This is a genomic window from Pantoea sp. OXWO6B1, from assembly GCF_001641135.1.
Lineage (GTDB): Bacteria > Pseudomonadota > Gammaproteobacteria > Enterobacterales > Enterobacteriaceae > Pantoea > Pantoea allii.
This window is the reverse complement of the sequence record NZ_LWLR01000001.1, coordinates 2,521,411-2,536,278: the sequence shown is the minus strand read 5'-3', so window position 1 is coordinate 2,536,278 and position 14,868 is coordinate 2,521,411. Positions and strand designations below refer to the sequence as shown.

Annotated in this window: 16 protein-coding genes; 10 read left to right on the top strand and 6 right to left on the bottom strand. The window is 41.1% G+C overall.

Annotation, left to right across the window (positions count from 1 at the left end):
- The first annotated feature begins 8 nt into the window (after positions 1-8).
- From A6A26_RS26305 to A6A26_RS14085, 3 genes are read left to right on the top strand one after another with little or no spacing between them, the layout of a single operon-like run.
- Positions 9-251 carry an AAA family ATPase gene (locus tag A6A26_RS26305; protein WP_063879308.1) on the top strand — a complete coding sequence of 81 codons (243 nt, stop codon included), beginning with the start codon at positions 9-11 and terminating at the stop codon, positions 249-251.
- Positions 252-272: 21 nt separating this feature from the next.
- Positions 273-1,322 (top strand): AAA family ATPase, encoded by a 1,050-nt coding sequence (locus A6A26_RS14090; protein WP_082875187.1) that lies wholly within the window; start codon positions 273-275, stop codon positions 1,320-1,322.
- A gap of 12 nt (positions 1,323-1,334) precedes the next feature.
- Entirely contained in the window at positions 1,335-2,201 is an 867-nt protein-coding gene (locus A6A26_RS14085) for a DUF4435 domain-containing protein (RefSeq protein ID WP_063879306.1), read from the top strand.
- A 567-nt stretch (positions 2,202-2,768) separates the two neighbouring features.
- Here A6A26_RS14085 and A6A26_RS14080 read toward each other — a convergent pair.
- Together A6A26_RS14080 and A6A26_RS25520 are read right to left on the bottom strand one after the other, a co-directional pair.
- The gene (locus tag A6A26_RS14080) at positions 2,769-3,344 is read right to left on the bottom strand and encodes a hypothetical protein (RefSeq protein WP_063879305.1); all 576 of its coding nucleotides are present in this window, start codon (positions 3,342-3,344) and stop codon (positions 2,769-2,771) included.
- Between the two features lie 97 nt (positions 3,345-3,441).
- A complete protein-coding gene (locus A6A26_RS25520) occupies positions 3,442-3,726 on the bottom strand; it encodes a hypothetical protein (RefSeq protein WP_155276884.1) in 285 nt (94 codons plus the stop codon).
- 413 nt (positions 3,727-4,139) lie between these two features.
- Here A6A26_RS25520 and A6A26_RS14070 point away from each other — a divergent pair, with 413 nt between their 5' ends.
- From A6A26_RS14070 to A6A26_RS14055, 5 genes are all read left to right on the top strand, one after another.
- Positions 4,140-4,577, top strand: coding sequence for a DcrB-related protein (locus A6A26_RS14070; protein WP_063879304.1), 438 nt, complete (start codon positions 4,140-4,142; stop codon positions 4,575-4,577).
- 18 nt (positions 4,578-4,595) lie between these two features.
- Positions 4,596-8,840, top strand: coding sequence for an RHS repeat-associated core domain-containing protein (locus tag A6A26_RS14065; RefSeq protein ID WP_082875186.1), 4,245 nt, complete (start codon positions 4,596-4,598; stop codon positions 8,838-8,840).
- On the top strand, positions 8,831-9,241 hold the full coding sequence (locus A6A26_RS14060; protein WP_063879303.1) for an SMI1/KNR4 family protein: 411 nt from the start codon (positions 8,831-8,833) through the stop codon (positions 9,239-9,241). The genes A6A26_RS14065 and A6A26_RS14060 overlap by 10 nt, the downstream gene beginning before the upstream one ends.
- Before the next feature lie 200 nt (positions 9,242-9,441).
- Entirely contained in the window at positions 9,442-9,729 is a 288-nt protein-coding gene (locus A6A26_RS24855; protein WP_074181011.1) for an HNH endonuclease signature motif containing protein, read from the top strand.
- Between the two features lie 11 nt (positions 9,730-9,740).
- Complete coding sequence (locus A6A26_RS14055) at positions 9,741-10,130, top strand: hypothetical protein (protein WP_063879302.1); 390 nt, start codon at positions 9,741-9,743, stop codon at positions 10,128-10,130.
- Between the two features lie 91 nt (positions 10,131-10,221).
- Here the strand turns inward: A6A26_RS14055 and A6A26_RS14050 are convergent, their stop codons facing one another.
- Positions 10,222-10,773 carry a replication/maintenance protein RepL gene (locus tag A6A26_RS14050; protein ID WP_063879301.1) on the bottom strand — a complete coding sequence of 184 codons (552 nt, stop codon included), beginning with the start codon at positions 10,771-10,773 and terminating at the stop codon, positions 10,222-10,224.
- 1,329 nt (positions 10,774-12,102) lie between these two features.
- Between A6A26_RS14050 and A6A26_RS14045 the strand changes: the two genes are divergently transcribed.
- Positions 12,103-12,699: a hypothetical protein gene (locus A6A26_RS14045; protein WP_063879300.1), complete on the top strand. Its 597-nt coding sequence runs from the start codon at positions 12,103-12,105 to the stop codon at positions 12,697-12,699.
- The gene (locus A6A26_RS14040) at positions 12,686-13,075 is read left to right on the top strand and encodes a hypothetical protein (RefSeq protein WP_063879299.1); all 390 of its coding nucleotides are present in this window, start codon (positions 12,686-12,688) and stop codon (positions 13,073-13,075) included. Before A6A26_RS14045 ends, A6A26_RS14040 begins: the two co-directional genes overlap by 14 nt.
- Before the next feature lie 191 nt (positions 13,076-13,266).
- Here A6A26_RS14040 and A6A26_RS14035 read toward each other — a convergent pair whose 3' ends face one another.
- The 3 genes from A6A26_RS14035 to A6A26_RS14025 all read right to left on the bottom strand — a co-directional run bounded on the left by A6A26_RS14035 (position 13,267) and on the right by A6A26_RS14025 (position 14,857).
- Positions 13,267-13,860 (bottom strand): lysogenic conversion protein, encoded by a 594-nt coding sequence (locus tag A6A26_RS14035; RefSeq protein ID WP_253851891.1) that lies wholly within the window; start codon positions 13,858-13,860, stop codon positions 13,267-13,269.
- A gap of 408 nt (positions 13,861-14,268) precedes the next feature.
- Positions 14,269-14,604: a hypothetical protein gene (locus tag A6A26_RS14030; RefSeq protein WP_063879298.1), complete on the bottom strand. Its 336-nt coding sequence runs from the start codon at positions 14,602-14,604 to the stop codon at positions 14,269-14,271.
- Between the two features lie 22 nt (positions 14,605-14,626).
- Positions 14,627-14,857: a hypothetical protein gene (locus A6A26_RS14025; RefSeq protein WP_063879297.1), complete on the bottom strand. Its 231-nt coding sequence runs from the start codon at positions 14,855-14,857 to the stop codon at positions 14,627-14,629.
- Between the last annotated feature and the right edge of the window lie 11 nt (positions 14,858-14,868).

Genomic DNA, 14,868 nt, shown 5'->3' with positions numbered 1-14,868 from the left:
GTAGTTGCATGATAATCAAAAGTTTTGTAGCCAAACAAGTTCATGACTTTTATGATTTTAATTTTAATTTTAATTTTAATTTTAATGAAAAAATAACGTTTCTAGTCGGTTTGAATGGTAGCGGTAAGACAACAGCAATAAGGTTGATACAAGCTATTATATTTTTTGATTTCGAATACATATCAAAACTAACATTCGAATCTGCAAAAGTAATCGTTATCTCTAATGCTGGGAACACATATGATATTTAAGCATCAAAAAGTGATAATAAAATAGTATTTAGCATAAATGGTAACTCTGAAACAGTAATTTTCAATGAAAGAGCCTTTCAAAATAGAAACAGAACGCTCCTAAACTCAAGAATTACAGAAGATGATCTCACAAACTACTTTGAACGAGAAAGATTCAATCTAATTAATACAAATTCAATATTTTCAAAATTCAATGGGATTGAAAAGCCTATTTTTTTAGGTTTAGAACGTACGTTAGGTAAATACTATAATGATTACACCAGTAATTATAGAGTAAAAAAGAACATATCTAAAAGTGAAGATCTTGCTCTTGATATGTGTTTAAGGCTTTTTGACTCTCACTTCGAAAGGTACAAAAGGTCAAAAGAACTTTCGAACAAAAAAATGCTAGATATAGCATTCGATTCATTCCTATCATATAACTCTATTGATTTTGATAGCTATTTCTCATCAGAAAATGTAAGTTCTATGTTTAAGATTTTAAATCGTATAGAAGAGCTGTATCAAATTGTAGATAAAATAGACCCAACTGGTTCGTATAAAAATAAGTTACAAAAATTATTACTAGCATTAAGAAATGATAAAAATGTGTATGAAAAAGAGCGTAAACTTACTCTTGATTTATGCTTTAATTTAATACAAACAAATGGTCTTAATGAATTATTAAAAGAATTTGATAAAAACAAAAAAATTGCAGAGGCCAGATACAAACCTATAAAAGATTTCTCTGACTCTATTAATAGTTTTTTGATTAGCTCCGGTAAGTATCTAAATATTGATGATCTAGGAAATATAAATGTTTATCGTGGCAAAAAAGAAATAAAACTAGAAACTTTATCATCTGGTGAGAAGCAATTATTAATGCTACTTTCACACAGTAATTTTGGCGTTAAAAATGGAGGTTCATTTATTATCGATGAACCGGAATTATCTTTACACTTAAGCTGGCAAGAATCTTTAATTAAAAATATAGTGAAAGGAAATGATAATGTTCAGTACATATTTGCAACTCACTCACCTGAAATAGTTGGTGATTTGTATGATAATTGCATTTATTTAAAGAGTGAGTGACAGGAAATTGCCATGTTAGAGAGAAGCAAGTCAGCCAAAAGAGCAATGCCGGTTTTTTATCAAGAATTAAACGATATTAATATTTATATCGAGGACACAGCACCAGGTTATGATAGAATATATCAAAACATACTTACAAATCTTTTAGATAATTTCCGTATAAAAAAAATATTTCCGATTGGCTCTCGTAAAGAGGTCTTGGATACGGCAAGGAAAAATATCACTAGTCTTGATGCTTTTTTTATAGTAGATGGTGATCTTTATATTTTAGGTGGTGAAATTGACGATATACCTGATAATGTTATCGTTCTTGAAAGATATTGCATTGAAAATTACTTGACTGATAAAAATTCTTTGAATGAAATAATAAGCGAAGAAATAAATTGCTTCACAGAAAATAGTGAAAATGACTTTATAGAGTTTGATTCTTTCATGGGAAGTTTAAGAGAAAATTTAGAGGGTTTATTTATACTTTTTACCATTTGCCACACAATGGAAACAGGTATAAAAAACGTTTCTTATGGATATAACAGTATAATAAAAAATGGGAATGGTGATATTGATCCAACGAAGATTGCAGATCTTAAAAATACAATATATTCTCAACTTTCAGAAAAGTTATCCTTGCCATATCTTGACTATAAAATAAATGAGTTAAAATCAAAGATAGATAGAGATATGTGTTTCGCCTTAAAATATGTATCTGCAAAAGACTTTACTTTACCACTTTTATTTATAAAAATAAGAAATGCGATTCCAAATAAAGTAAATAATTTATCTTTAAAAATGAGAGTATCAAGAAAGATTGATACATCTAACCTTTTGATAATTAAAAGAAAGATTCTAAGCAGGATCAACCTCGCCACTAAAACCTGCTAACATCTTTTATAGGCCAGCCATATTAACACCCTGGCCTTTATTTAAAATGTATATACTTGATTGTATTAAAAAACATCAATTAATTTTCCTGAAAAAGTTAAACGTCCGAAGTGTTTAATAATATCACTTAATAACTTTCTTTTGTCAGACTGAAAATTTCACCCCCTACACTTTTAACAAATGCCTCCTGCATAAATCCTCTGGCAACAAGCTGATTATAATTTTTAACGTTAATATAGAAACAATAGATATCATTTCATCAACGCCGCCTTTATCTACCAGTTCACAATTACGATAAAGTGTATCCTGCGAAACGCTCATGATTTTAGCAGGTTGAGCAAACTTACTTTGTGTTTGATGACGGGATTAGTAGTTTAAAGCATGAGAGTTATCTCGTGTTTTGTATAAGGCTTCGTCATCCATATCAAAGCCTGTAACTCTCAACCTTTCAAGTCCATATGTCTGATCAAGTTGTGACTAATAGACTCTAAAGATCTTTCCCCTGAATATATTTGAAGAATTTATTTTTAATTTTATTAGATGGCATTTTAGCAAGGTCATACAAGTTTAATAAATAATACCGTCCTTCATCTTTATCACCTTCCATGCCATGTTGCCATTATTATGCGTGTTAAACGTCCTGTCGCCAATATCATAAACAACGCCTGTAATCGTGATCTTTTGTCCTTTCTTAATTTTCAGGATATCGTCATCCTGCCCTGGATAATAAGACAACAGCACAGCCCCACCGCAGTAGTTTGTATCAGGCGTCTGGAAGATAATGGCGTAAGTTTTATGGTCTCTCTGCGCACCTAGGTATTTCATCGTGTCGTAAGCTTCCTGAGCTTCCAGAACAGTGGCATTGCTGATGCTGACTTTCTTACCAATCCAGTTCTTCTTTCCAGACATAGCATTTGCTTCATAATCGCGACAGATAGCACCCAGACCGCTGACGGTGTTAACAGGAAGGTTATCTGCTGTTGTTGTATTACCTTTACTACCGGAAGGACTTAAAGCATTGCCCAGAGAAGATAAGGATGAGTTGATCGATTGCCCTACTTTCCCTGTTGCATCGTTTAACTGTTGACAACCTGCGAGCGTAAAAGCGGCAGATGCTAACAAAGCGGTGATCGTTTTATTCATTTCAAGTAGCCTGAAAAGGATTATAAAAAACTCACTGAACTGATATTTTCATTCAGAACAGTGAGTGGTGGTGTTTTTCCTGATATTGGCAAAGCCATTAACGTGCGTTCGGACGAACCCAACTGACTTTATCTTTGGTTTTAAATTTCAGAATCAGTAATGGGCCAAGCATTAACGCAAGCAAAGTTATCACCATTACTGGCGTGGATTTGGTGAGATAGGCCATAACAAATCCCGTAGGAATGCCAATAATCGTTCCAACAACTACCAGCCCTTTCATGGTCTGCTGACTGACGTAGCCTTTTACCCTCTCAGCACCACATCCCCTGCACACTGACACATGCTCCTGAACTTCTGTACCGCAAAACGGACATTCTGACATGCTCTTTTCCTCGCCAGATTAACTCTAAGTAATTGATATAATTGATCTGAACAAAGGGCCTGTCATATCGTTTTTATCGATCAAATCCACAACACATGATAGATATAAACTATCAAAACAAATATATCGATCGATTAAGGCAATTAATTACCGATCGATAAGAGCTTATCGATTGTTAATACCTATTAAATATGCACATATCGATCGGCAATACAGATCAATAAGTTAATGAAATGTGTGATTAATTGACTGATTTTGCACTACGAAAGCGGGCATCGGCTGAATCAGCCTGTTGCTGAACCGATACTTATCTCAGAACATTTACCTTCGGTAAGTAAATGAAACCTCTGTATAGCAAGCTGCCTGGCCCTGTGGCACACTTAAACCGTCCTGATGCATATGGAAGCTGCTCAATGTCTGATAATCTCCCTCTCTGCGTTTTTACCGAAGGCCACATCACCCTTCCTGACCACTATCAGGATCGCACCGTTAATGTCTTTACCCTGCCCGGTGAGAACACGCCAGCCTTTAACATCTCCCGCGATTCGATGAATGATGACGTGACGCTGTCAGGTTATATTGACCGGCAGTTAACGCTGATGCAGAAGCATCTGAAAGGCTGGAAGCAAACTAAACGGGTGCCAGCTGTGCTCGGCAATAACCTCTTGCAGGGTGAATGTGTGCATGCATGCTATCTGCGTGACGGTAAACGGGTCTTCCAGCAACAGGCGGTATTTAACACGTCTGCAAACCATATTCTGGTGTTCACTGTGTCCTGCACCGCGATACTGACGGACGGAGACAGTCAACAGTTCCATGCGCTGCTTGCCAGCTTTTCTTTTAACACCTGACAATTAAGGAACGTTGTTATGTTCGAAGCGGCGCGCGTGGGTGATGATATTGGCCATTCTCATGCGCTGGCAGGGATGATTGCCGGAACGATTGTCGGTGGACTGATTGCCGCAGCGGGAGGTATCGCCGCCGGGGCATTGATGATTGCCGGTATCGGTGCGTCATGTCTGGGTATTGGTGTGCTTCTGGTCGGGGCCAGTCTGGCGGTTGGGTATTTTACGGGCGAACTGGCAACGAAGGCCAGGGACAGCATTGCGGATGCCGGGGCCGCCAGCATGGAGAAGGAAGGCGTTATCGCCACCGGCTCTCATAATGTGTTCATTAATGGCAGACCTGCCGCCCTTGCCACCGACAGCATGGTGGAATGCGCCAAAGATGCTGGTTCACAGCAGATGGCCGAAGGCTCCTCACGCGTGTACATCAATGGCCTGCCTGCTGCCCGTCTCGGCGATCAGACCACCTGTGGTGGAAAGGTCATGACCGGTTCCTCAGATGTGATTATTGGTGGTGAGCCGGAACAGACACTGCCAATACAGTCAGAAGTCCCGGAATGGCTCTATAAAGCCTCTGACCTGACGCTGTTATTTGCCGGACTGCTCGGTGGAGCGGGCGGAGCGGCAGGTAAAGTCGGTGCGCTGGGAAGGCTGTTCAGTAAAATTCCGGGTATCAACAAACTGGCCCGCGTCGCCTGCCGCGCTGGCGTGCTGATGACCAGCGCCGCCGCCGTGGGCATTATCGCCCGCCCGGTTGATATCGTCAGTGGGCAGAAATTCCTCTCCGGTGATGACGAGCTGGACTTTGTATTACCCTCCCGTCTGCCGGTTGTCTGGCAGCGTTACTGGCGCAGTGGCAATCCCGGCGACAGCGTACTGGGCCGTGGCTGGTCACTTTTCTGGGAAACGCGACTGGAAAAATATCAGGACGGGCTGGTGTGGCGTGCACCGTCCGGCGATTATGTGTCCTTTCCTCTCGTGCCAAAAGGGCAGCGAACCTTCTGTGAACCGGAGAAGCGCTGGCTTGAACACCATCAGGATGACAGCTGGTCAGTGTATGACATCAGCGGCGAACGCTGGTGTTACGCATCTCTGCAGGGTGATTCCCCTTCCCTGCCGCTGCGACTCACCGAACCTTGTGGTAACGATATTCTTTTTGACTGGAACGACGACCATACGCTGCATGCACTCACCGACAGCGCCGGACAGCGCGTGGTCTGCCGTTATCAGACCGTCAGCGGACAGGTTCGCCTGGCCGGAGCCTGGCTGGATGATGAGATTTGTCTGGTCAGCTACGATTACGATGCTAAGGCCCGGCTGATTAGCGTCACCGGACGCGGCGGTCAGGTACGCCGCCGCTTTGGCTGGTATGATGACGGAGACGGCACGGATTTACTGCGCAGCCATGAGGACAGCAACGGTCTGCTGAACGAGTATCTCTGGCAGAGTCTTGACGGACTGCCCCGCGTGCTGGCTTACCGCAACAGCGCGGGCGAGCAGTTTGATTTTGAATACGATTTTGTGAATGGCACCCGTCGCGCCATCCGCGAAGATGGCGCACAGGCACACTGGCTGCTTGACGACGATGACAATGTTGCACGTTTCACAGATTATGACGGTCGCCAGATCGGCTTCGTCTGTCGTGATGGGGAGTTGTGCGATGTTATCCTGCCTGACGGAGCCATGCGGCGCAGTCAGTGGGACCGTTACGGTCGCCTGACGTCAGAGACCGACCCGGCAGGCCGCACCACAGCGTATTACTGGTTCCGTAATACTGACCGAATCGCCCGCACGGTTTTCCCGGATTCAACAGCCACTCAGTCTGTGTATGACCTGAACGGTCGCCTGCTGTCGGAAACCGATGCACTGAATCACACCACCACGTATCACTACCCTGATGAAGAAGAAACGCTGCCTGACCGCATCACCGATGCCAGTGGTGGTGACGTGCTGCTGGTATGGAACCACCAGGGACTGCTGACTCAACGCACCGACTGCTCCGGCAGCGTGACCCGCTTTACGTATGACCGGTTCGGTCAGCTTATCACCAGTGAGGACGCAGAAGGCAACCTCACACGCCGCGAATGGAACGATGCAGGCCAGCTTACCGCCGTTATTCGTGCCGATGGCAGTCAGGAAACGCTGCGATGGAACGAGCACGGGCAACTTGCGGCCTGGCGAGACCCGCTGGAAAGTGAGGTTCGCTGGCAGTATTCCGCGCTTGGACTGCCAGAAAGCGTTGCCGACCGCACTGGACGAACCCGCCGCTGGCACTATGACCCGAGAGGCAATCTGCTGCGTCTGGAAAACGGCAACGGTGGCGAGTACCGTTTTACTTATGACCCGACAGGCCACCCACTGAGCGAAGTCCGCCCGGACGATACATCCCGGCATATGCAATGGAATGAACGTGGACTACTCACCACGCTGATGGAAAACGGCAGACCAGACGTTGATGGCGGCATCCCACGACGCGCTCAGCAGTTCAGCTATGACAGCAGCGGCCTGCTGACCACACGCACTACCCGCGATGCTCAGTACCATTACCAGCGTAAAAACAGCGGGCAGCTTACCGGCCTGACCCGCAAGCCAACCGCCGATGGCATGGCGCTGGGAATTGAAGAAGATGAAATTCAGTTTACCTTCGACGCGGCAGGAAACCTGCTCGCTGAACAGGGAGTCAACGGTGAACTGCATTCTGCGTATGACGTTCTGGGTAATCTCACTGTGCTGACCCTTCCCGGCGGTCAGCAGATAAGCTGGCTGCATTACGGTTCCGGCCACGTCAGCGCCATCCGGTTTGGTCAGCAAATCATCTCTGAATTTACACGCGACCGCCTTCACAGGGAGGTGGCCCGCACTCAGGGAACCCGTGAGCAGACCCGCCAGTATGACAGTCTGGGCAGACGTACCCGGCAGAGCAGCTTCACACCCGACCTGCCGGAACAGACAATCTTCGAACGCGCCTTCAACTACACCGGGCGGCGAGAACTGTCAGACGTCAGTGACACCCTGCGTGGCAACACAATTTACGGCTATGATGAGGAAGGCCGTTTTCTCAGGCACTACGAAGCCCGCCCGGACCACAGCAACAGGACGTTCCGCTACGACGCTGCGGATAACCTGCTGCCGGATAATGACCTCTCTGCTCTGCCGCTGAAGGATAACCGCCTCACGCACTGGCAGAACCTGTTTATGAAATACGACTGGTGGGGTAACCTTGTCAGCCGTCGCAGCGGCCTGCATGAACAGCATTATGAATATGACGCGGAAAACCGGCTGATACGGGCCGAGGGCAATGGACCAGAAGGCAATTTTACCGCGCACTACCATTATGACGCCCTGGGCCGCCGCACACGCAAAACGGTCACCACGCCACACGGCACCACAAAGACCCGCTTTCTGTTGCAGGGCTTGCGACTGTTGCAGGAGCAGCAACATAACGGTCAGTGTCAGACATATGTTTACGACCCGAACGAAACTTACAGCCCGCTGGCGCGTATTGACCATTTGCGTGACGAAACCAGCGGAGAGGTTCTCTGGTTCAGCACCGATCTGAACGGTGCACCGCTGGATATCACTGATGAACAGGGACAACTCCGGTGGAGCGGTCATTACGGGAGTTTTGGTGAGGTTGCACGACAGACGGAAGGCTTCCACAGATTCACGCAACAAACTGCCCTTGTTCATCAGCCACTGCGCTATGCCGGGCAGTACGCGGACAGTGAAACGGGTCTGCACTATAATCTTTTCAGGTATTACGATCCTAAGATTGGACGCTTTACGGTACAGGACCCCATAGGATTACTGGGAGGCTGGAATCTTTATCAGTATGCACCGAATCCGCTGGGATGGATTGATCCACTTGGATTAGCTGTTGATCCTATTGCCAGAATTCAAGACAGAGGATATAGCGGTGTTACAAGAACTCAGGGAGGGGGCTTAGATTACTCTCTTAGTGATGCTCTGTATAATAAGAGATTGGATGTCAATCCGGTTGTAACTATAAGTTATTCTGGGGATTACGATCTTGACTTTCAGTCAGCAAATGAAATCGCCGGTCTTAATCAAAAATCCACTCCAAGAGGCTATGTATGGCACCATTTAGATGATTATGACCCAAAAACCAACACAGGTACGATGCAACTTGTAGAACAGAATGCGCATTCAGGAATTCCCCATAGCGGCGGTGTAAGTCAATATAAAGCTGCTACTGGAAAAAGCTATACACACCCAGCGAGATTCGGAGGAAAAAAATCATGTCCTTAGTTTTGGAAGAATCGGAAAAAAATATTAGTTTAGATGATATAAGAAATTTTGAAACTTCTAATAAGATAGCTTTACCAAAGGATTTTATTGATTTTTATTTGAGAAATAATGGTGGCTATTTGCCCGAAGAAAATGAGCCTAACCCATTTCTGCTTGGTGGCTTTTTTTCATTTTCCCATGGGAAACTCCCAATTGAAAAACGCTACAAAGAATTATTAGAAGATTGGCCTAATCTTTTAGGTATGATTCCATTCGCATATGATGATGGTGGAAATCTGTTTCTAATATCTACTGTTTCAGAAAGTTATGGTGAAGTGAAGATCTGGCTCATTGACGAAAATGAGTTAGATATAGTCTCAGCGTCGTTTTCATCATTCATTAATAAACTGAAAAAAAATTGATTTATCACATCCTAAACTGGTGCATCAGGGAACTGCACCAGTCCATGTTCGCCAAAAAGACAAATCGCCAGTTATCTTTTCCGGTATTACGATCCCCAGATTGCACGCTTTACGGTACAGGACCAGATTGAATTACTGGGGTCGATTTCTCAGTAAGCGATGCACTTTATCCTCATGGTGAAAATATTGTAAAAATACCAATGACAGGCAGTCGTTATGGCGACTTTAAGGCAGCAAACGAATTGGCAAATTACAAAAACTCAGTTGGGAATATCACAGGTAAATCACATCCAGATGGCTATATTTGGCACCATTTAAATGATTATGATCCCATAACGAATACTTCTACCATGCAACTTGTAGAGACAAGCGCTCATGAAGCCACTTTCCCTCACTCCGGTTCAGTGAGCCAATACGAACAGTATCATGGTGTTAAATATGAATCACTTGAAGCCAAGAAAACTGCAAAATCATTGAATTGTAAATAGTGAGGTACATTATGCAATCAGAAGACTTAAAATTTTATGAAGATGATGAAGGTATTGCTGTCGATTTGAAGTTGAAAGCATTCGGTCCGGATGAAGTACAATGTGTTAATCTTGAATCTGAATTATCAGATAAAAAGATGAAAGATGATATACTTTGTTTAATTAATCACCAAAATGAGTTTTTACAAAAAATTCAAAAAGCAGTGCATGAGTATTGTATCAACATTTACAATCAAGAACCGTCTGATCTTAAACTTATTAAAATGTACACTTTCCCAGATAAAGAAAATGAATATGGTTTTATGTTCTCAACAAAAATTGATAGTGAACATGGAATTGGTGTAAAAATGATAAATGGAAATATAGAAAAAATTGGCAGTAGTGAAACGGCATTTTTGTAAAACATCTCTATATTCAATAAAATAAATAAACTACCGTAGTAAATTGAACTGTACCTTAATATAGGCAATATATTAAGGTACAGTTTTTACATTAGCAACGGCTTTTGTTTAGGTTGATTTTTTTCGATTCGCATTTAATATAAGATTTAACAAATGACAGGCGATCACCATTGAATATAAAATCAGGATTAATGAAGTAATAATTCTGGATCATAGTTTCAGCAATAAAATTTTTTTCCACCAACTCTTTCATACCTTTAAAATAAGTCGTTCTGGATATTTTAACAATCGTTTTATCTACAATATCATACGACATTAAAATTGTGTCAGTGTCCTTCTGCTCCTGCATTGCTCTGTACAGTATTTCGAAAACCTTTGTCCCTGCCGAAGATAATTCAGTAATCGCTCTGACGCCATTAACATAGAGTTTTAAAAATTGTGTTTTATCCACTTCCTGATATTGAAAAAAACCAGCCCCACCTAAACATTCTCCTGTGTTTTCATTGACAACCATAAGTCTGTCTTTCCCTGTGGATATTCTTTTTACTCCTCCTTTTGTATTATTGCTCGCAGAGATTATAAATGGGTTTTTCACATGGCGTTGTAATCCTCTTCTTGATTTATTCGTTATCTCTTGTGTCATTTTATTTTCCTTTTATTATTTTTATTGTATTTTAATTAACACATTTATTTTATTAGTCAATACTTAAAGTACATTTATTTTTAATAAAATAATATATTAAGTTTCATCACCTGACATTTGAAGTATCAAAAGTTTGAATAAAAATGAACTTTGCTTTTCATGATGAGAATGATTATTGATTAAAGTCCCCAAACCGCGGACTTTAACTTCCGAGATCGCGGACTTTATTTTGAGCTATATCTGGCCTGAGAGCAGTTTTCTTCTTCATTATTAATATAGAGTGAAGCGAGAGATGTTCTTTATTGATTTTATAAAGTGAAAAAAAATATTGTTTTCTTTCATTTTAAGTAACCCAACACGGCTGTTATGCCGTGTCATTGGGGTTAATATTCATTACTTCTCTTTTATTTTATAATCAGAACACAAAATCCTGGACTCTGCTTATTTGCCTTTTAGGGGCAACCAGCAGACCAGGGAATGATGGTTTGTTATTTAATTAGTTTTTCAATGCAGCACATTAGTTTGCTCATATACTGCTTCAAAATCAAACCCCTTTGATAAAGGAAGCTGTCTTGTTTTTGCTTCCTGCTGTCAGCAAAACCGCTATGCGCTCACGCGCACTGACGACTTAAATAGCATGAGTTTTCTGTTGAAACCATTTTCTTCATCGCGTGAAGACTTTTCTTCATTTCTGACTGTATAAATGATGTAAATCACTTTATCAGGTGAAGAAAAACGTCCTCACAATTTAAATAAAAAGGGCGAGAGCCAGGTTTTAGCGATTGAGCGCGTTAGCTCAATCAAGACCAGCCATTTATCCAAGGTTTTAATTTTTGCGTAGGGCGAGCAAGCGAGCATGTAGCTCAGTAAAACTATTATTTTACTCATATAGCCCATACCGGCATTGCTGGTTGCCCCTAGAAGGCAAAGAAGCAAATGCTCTGTTGTTGTCTTCTGTTACTGAATAAAAGAAGATCTTCAACTACCATGAACCCCACAGGCACGACCTCATGTTGTGCAGGGGTTTAATAAAACAATTAAGGAAAACGTTTTCCTGATAAATAAAACTGGCGGGACGTCCAGTTTAAGTAAACTTATTCCAGTCGGAACCTCATTGTGGCGATATTAAGATCGCACAGGATTCCTGTTGTCCTCTTAGATCTTATATTTCCTATACTTCTTAAGATAAAAATATTCATATAAAACAATGCATTAAAAAGTCATTTTCTTCATGTTTGTTGATTTTTCTTCGGGTTTGTAGATCTTTCTTCGGGTTTGTTATTTTTCTCTTCGGGTTTGTTGTATTTCTCTTCATTCCTGAGCATTAAAATGAAGAAAATACTTCAAAATATATTTGACATTTCAAAAAACATAGTTATATATGTGTATTATAATAATAAAAAAGGAACTATGATGAATAAAAACACCTATGATAAGAACCCATTTATATTGCAAAATGGCATTGAGATCCAGACGAAAGATAAAAGAAGAACAGTAGCTCGTGGAGAAAAATTTGAATCACCAGAGGGAGAACGATACGAAAGTGTCATTCACTCTATACAGGAAGTTGATAAAGAGAAGTTCGTTAAGCTTTTCATTTCCAAAATCCGTGTTCTCTTTGATCTTTCCCTGACAGGTAATAAGCTATTTTACATATTTCTCTTTTCCATTTCTGACGCGATTGGTAAAGACCAGGTTTATATGAATTTTGAAACAGCAAAAGATATAGCAAGTCAGTGTGATTTCAACTTATCCGATCCTGTATTTTATCGAGGAATAAAAGAGCTTATAGATAAGCAGATCATAGCACCAAGCAAATCCAAGTACATTTACTATATCAATCCTGCGGTGGTATTTAATGGCGACAGAGCCAGATTTATCGAAGAAATAAAAATAAAAAATGGAGATAAAAATGCTAAAAAATGAAATAAACGAAATAAACGAAATAAACGAAATACTAAACATTCATACCGACGAAGACGGTATAGCCAACGTCATAACAAAATCACTTATTCGTTATTACTCCGCTAATGGCTACCACTATGACCAGTTCCATGATAATTATCTGAACTACCTAAGAATGATTTTCTCCGGTCGTCGGTTTCATTTTTTGGACAAAGAAAAACTGCTGACATGTAAAGACCAGATCCTTAGCACTGTCATGGTAGTAGTTCGAGAAGACCTCACAGGCAAAACCGGAACGGAGGAGCTTTACCTGTCCAGTATGTGGCAACTAGCAGTGTTGGAAGCGGTTCTGGTTGAGCTTTTTGATAACAGGCAGCTTCTTACCATAATCAGCTAATAACAAACTACAAAGCGGTTATACTATACTCCTGCCGATTGTTGAGGCTGACTGACCGCTGTGAGCGATGAACGGACATTAGCCTTACAGGCTACCTGAAACGCTCTCCTGAAATGTTCTAAAAGCAATAGCTCGGTTAAGCGGGATGAATATAGCGCGTAATCAGCCCGTAAGTAAATATTGATAGTTCGTCAATTCTGGAGTTCTTTCATTTCAGGCTCTTTCGGATGCTCGGCTAATAAGTAGCTATAGCGTTTGAGTAAAATATTTGAAAGATTGAGTTCATTAAGGAAGTGGCGCTCTAATGAGTAACCTTCAATTTCAAGATCAAGGCTCTTACTATCTTTCATATTCTTTAGCGTAGCCTTTATACCTTCCATTAGAATACTTTGCTCATGATAATAGTCCATTAGAAGTGTGATATCCTCCTTATCAAGCTTGCTTAGCTCACTGAAGTAAGCTTTGAAAACTTTATCGGTCTGATTCGATGCGATTGTTAAGCGAGGTCCTCCTAATGATTTGAGATTAATAGCGAAAGGTTCGCCAGTTATATGTTCCGCATTTTTGTCAAAACCGATATTGCGCGTTTTATCAAGAAAGCTGAGTGTGCGATGGTTATTAGATATTTCATAGGCAAGCATTGTGCGAATGTTGTTTTTCTCAGACTCTACCTTCATTCCATCTTGGTAACGTGAGTAAATTATGTTCCCAATGAAAAGTATCATGGCAAGAATAACTGAACTTGCTTCCCAATTAATGTTTCTTAAAAAATTCCTAATCAACACGCCGCTCCTTAATTATCAAAAAAAGTTTGCGATAATAGTACACTCACTCAAAATATCGTTAACTATAGCTAACTAACGATGCTACATGGTTAGTCTGGATTAACTCGCTAAGGTTCATAGAATATCATATATGTAAAATATATTAATTAGAGTTAACTGTCTTGATGATTGATAAAACCAAATATTACAAATGTCCGCTGTTGGCACACAACAGACCTTCCTCAGAGACTACCCCGCTTAACCGTAATAAAGCAACAAATCCGATCCCTTTTCATCTGACAAATCATTTTCTTGATTTTCACCTGTCGTGCAGCCGCCTCCCTGATCTCTTCATAGTGCTTAGCACGCCGTTCATCCACACTTTTTGGTATTGAAACCGTGAGAAAGCCCGTTTCGGGCTGTTCCACACTATTGCCTAGCCCACGGCATATCCCACACGATCTTTACTTTAACCTCTACTGCGTTAACATGCGATTCCTTGATCGCATATTTATTTAAATAATCCTGCAAAGCTATCTTGTCAGACGCTTTTTTCTGTTTGTTTGTCCTTTCCCAGATCCCTGTATCCGTAATCCATTTATCCAAACCCCGTCTTACTGCACGTATTAGTTCATCTTCGTAAAACTCATCTAAAATATTAACATTAATTTTAAAGCACAGACTTCTTATATAAAACGTTTTCATTTTTATTTTTCCTATTGTTTTTTTCAGGTAAACGCCAGCCATATGGCGTTTACTCACCATTTTTAAAATCTGATTTCTATCATTATCTTTCTGAAATGATTTTATTTTTTCTATACGACAGATAGCTTTTCAATGATTCCTGACCAAAGCGATCAAGATCACGATAAATTATGATTATATTGTAAAACTTGCTCTTCTTATCGTCGAAATCGGCAATCCAGTGCGGAGTGTATAAGTACTCTGCTAGTATATCCAAATAACCCCAGTCCAGTTTATCCATTTCTCTTGTTGCTTTTTTAATTAATGTACTCATAGATACCTCTT

Coding starts and splice junctions, on each gene's coding strand:
- A6A26_RS14040 (WP_063879299.1), top strand. CDS start 12,686: ATGCTAAAAAATGAAATAAACGAAATAAACGAAATAAACGAAATACTA.
- A6A26_RS14045 (WP_063879300.1), top strand. CDS start 12,103: ATGAAGAAAATACTTCAAAATATATTTGACATTTCAAAAAACATAGTT.
- A6A26_RS14060 (WP_063879303.1), top strand. CDS start 8,831: ATGTCCTTAGTTTTGGAAGAATCGGAAAAAAATATTAGTTTAGATGAT.
- A6A26_RS14050 (WP_063879301.1), bottom strand. CDS start 10,773: ATGACACAAGAGATAACGAATAAATCAAGAAGAGGATTACAACGCCAT.
- A6A26_RS25520 (WP_155276884.1), bottom strand. CDS start 3,726: ATGTCAGAATGTCCGTTTTGCGGTACAGAAGTTCAGGAGCATGTGTCA.
- A6A26_RS26305 (WP_063879308.1), top strand. CDS start 9: ATGATAATCAAAAGTTTTGTAGCCAAACAAGTTCATGACTTTTATGAT.
- A6A26_RS14055 (WP_063879302.1), top strand. CDS start 9,741: ATGCAATCAGAAGACTTAAAATTTTATGAAGATGATGAAGGTATTGCT.
- A6A26_RS14080 (WP_063879305.1), bottom strand. CDS start 3,344: ATGAATAAAACGATCACCGCTTTGTTAGCATCTGCCGCTTTTACGCTC.
- A6A26_RS24855 (WP_074181011.1), top strand. CDS start 9,442: ATGACAGGCAGTCGTTATGGCGACTTTAAGGCAGCAAACGAATTGGCA.
- A6A26_RS14030 (WP_063879298.1), bottom strand. CDS start 14,604: ATGGTGAGTAAACGCCATATGGCTGGCGTTTACCTGAAAAAAACAATA.
- A6A26_RS14065 (WP_082875186.1), top strand. CDS start 4,596: ATGTTCGAAGCGGCGCGCGTGGGTGATGATATTGGCCATTCTCATGCG.
- A6A26_RS14085 (WP_063879306.1), top strand. CDS start 1,335: ATGTTAGAGAGAAGCAAGTCAGCCAAAAGAGCAATGCCGGTTTTTTAT.
- A6A26_RS14025 (WP_063879297.1), bottom strand. CDS start 14,857: ATGAGTACATTAATTAAAAAAGCAACAAGAGAAATGGATAAACTGGAC.
- A6A26_RS14070 (WP_063879304.1), top strand. CDS start 4,140: ATGTCTGATAATCTCCCTCTCTGCGTTTTTACCGAAGGCCACATCACC.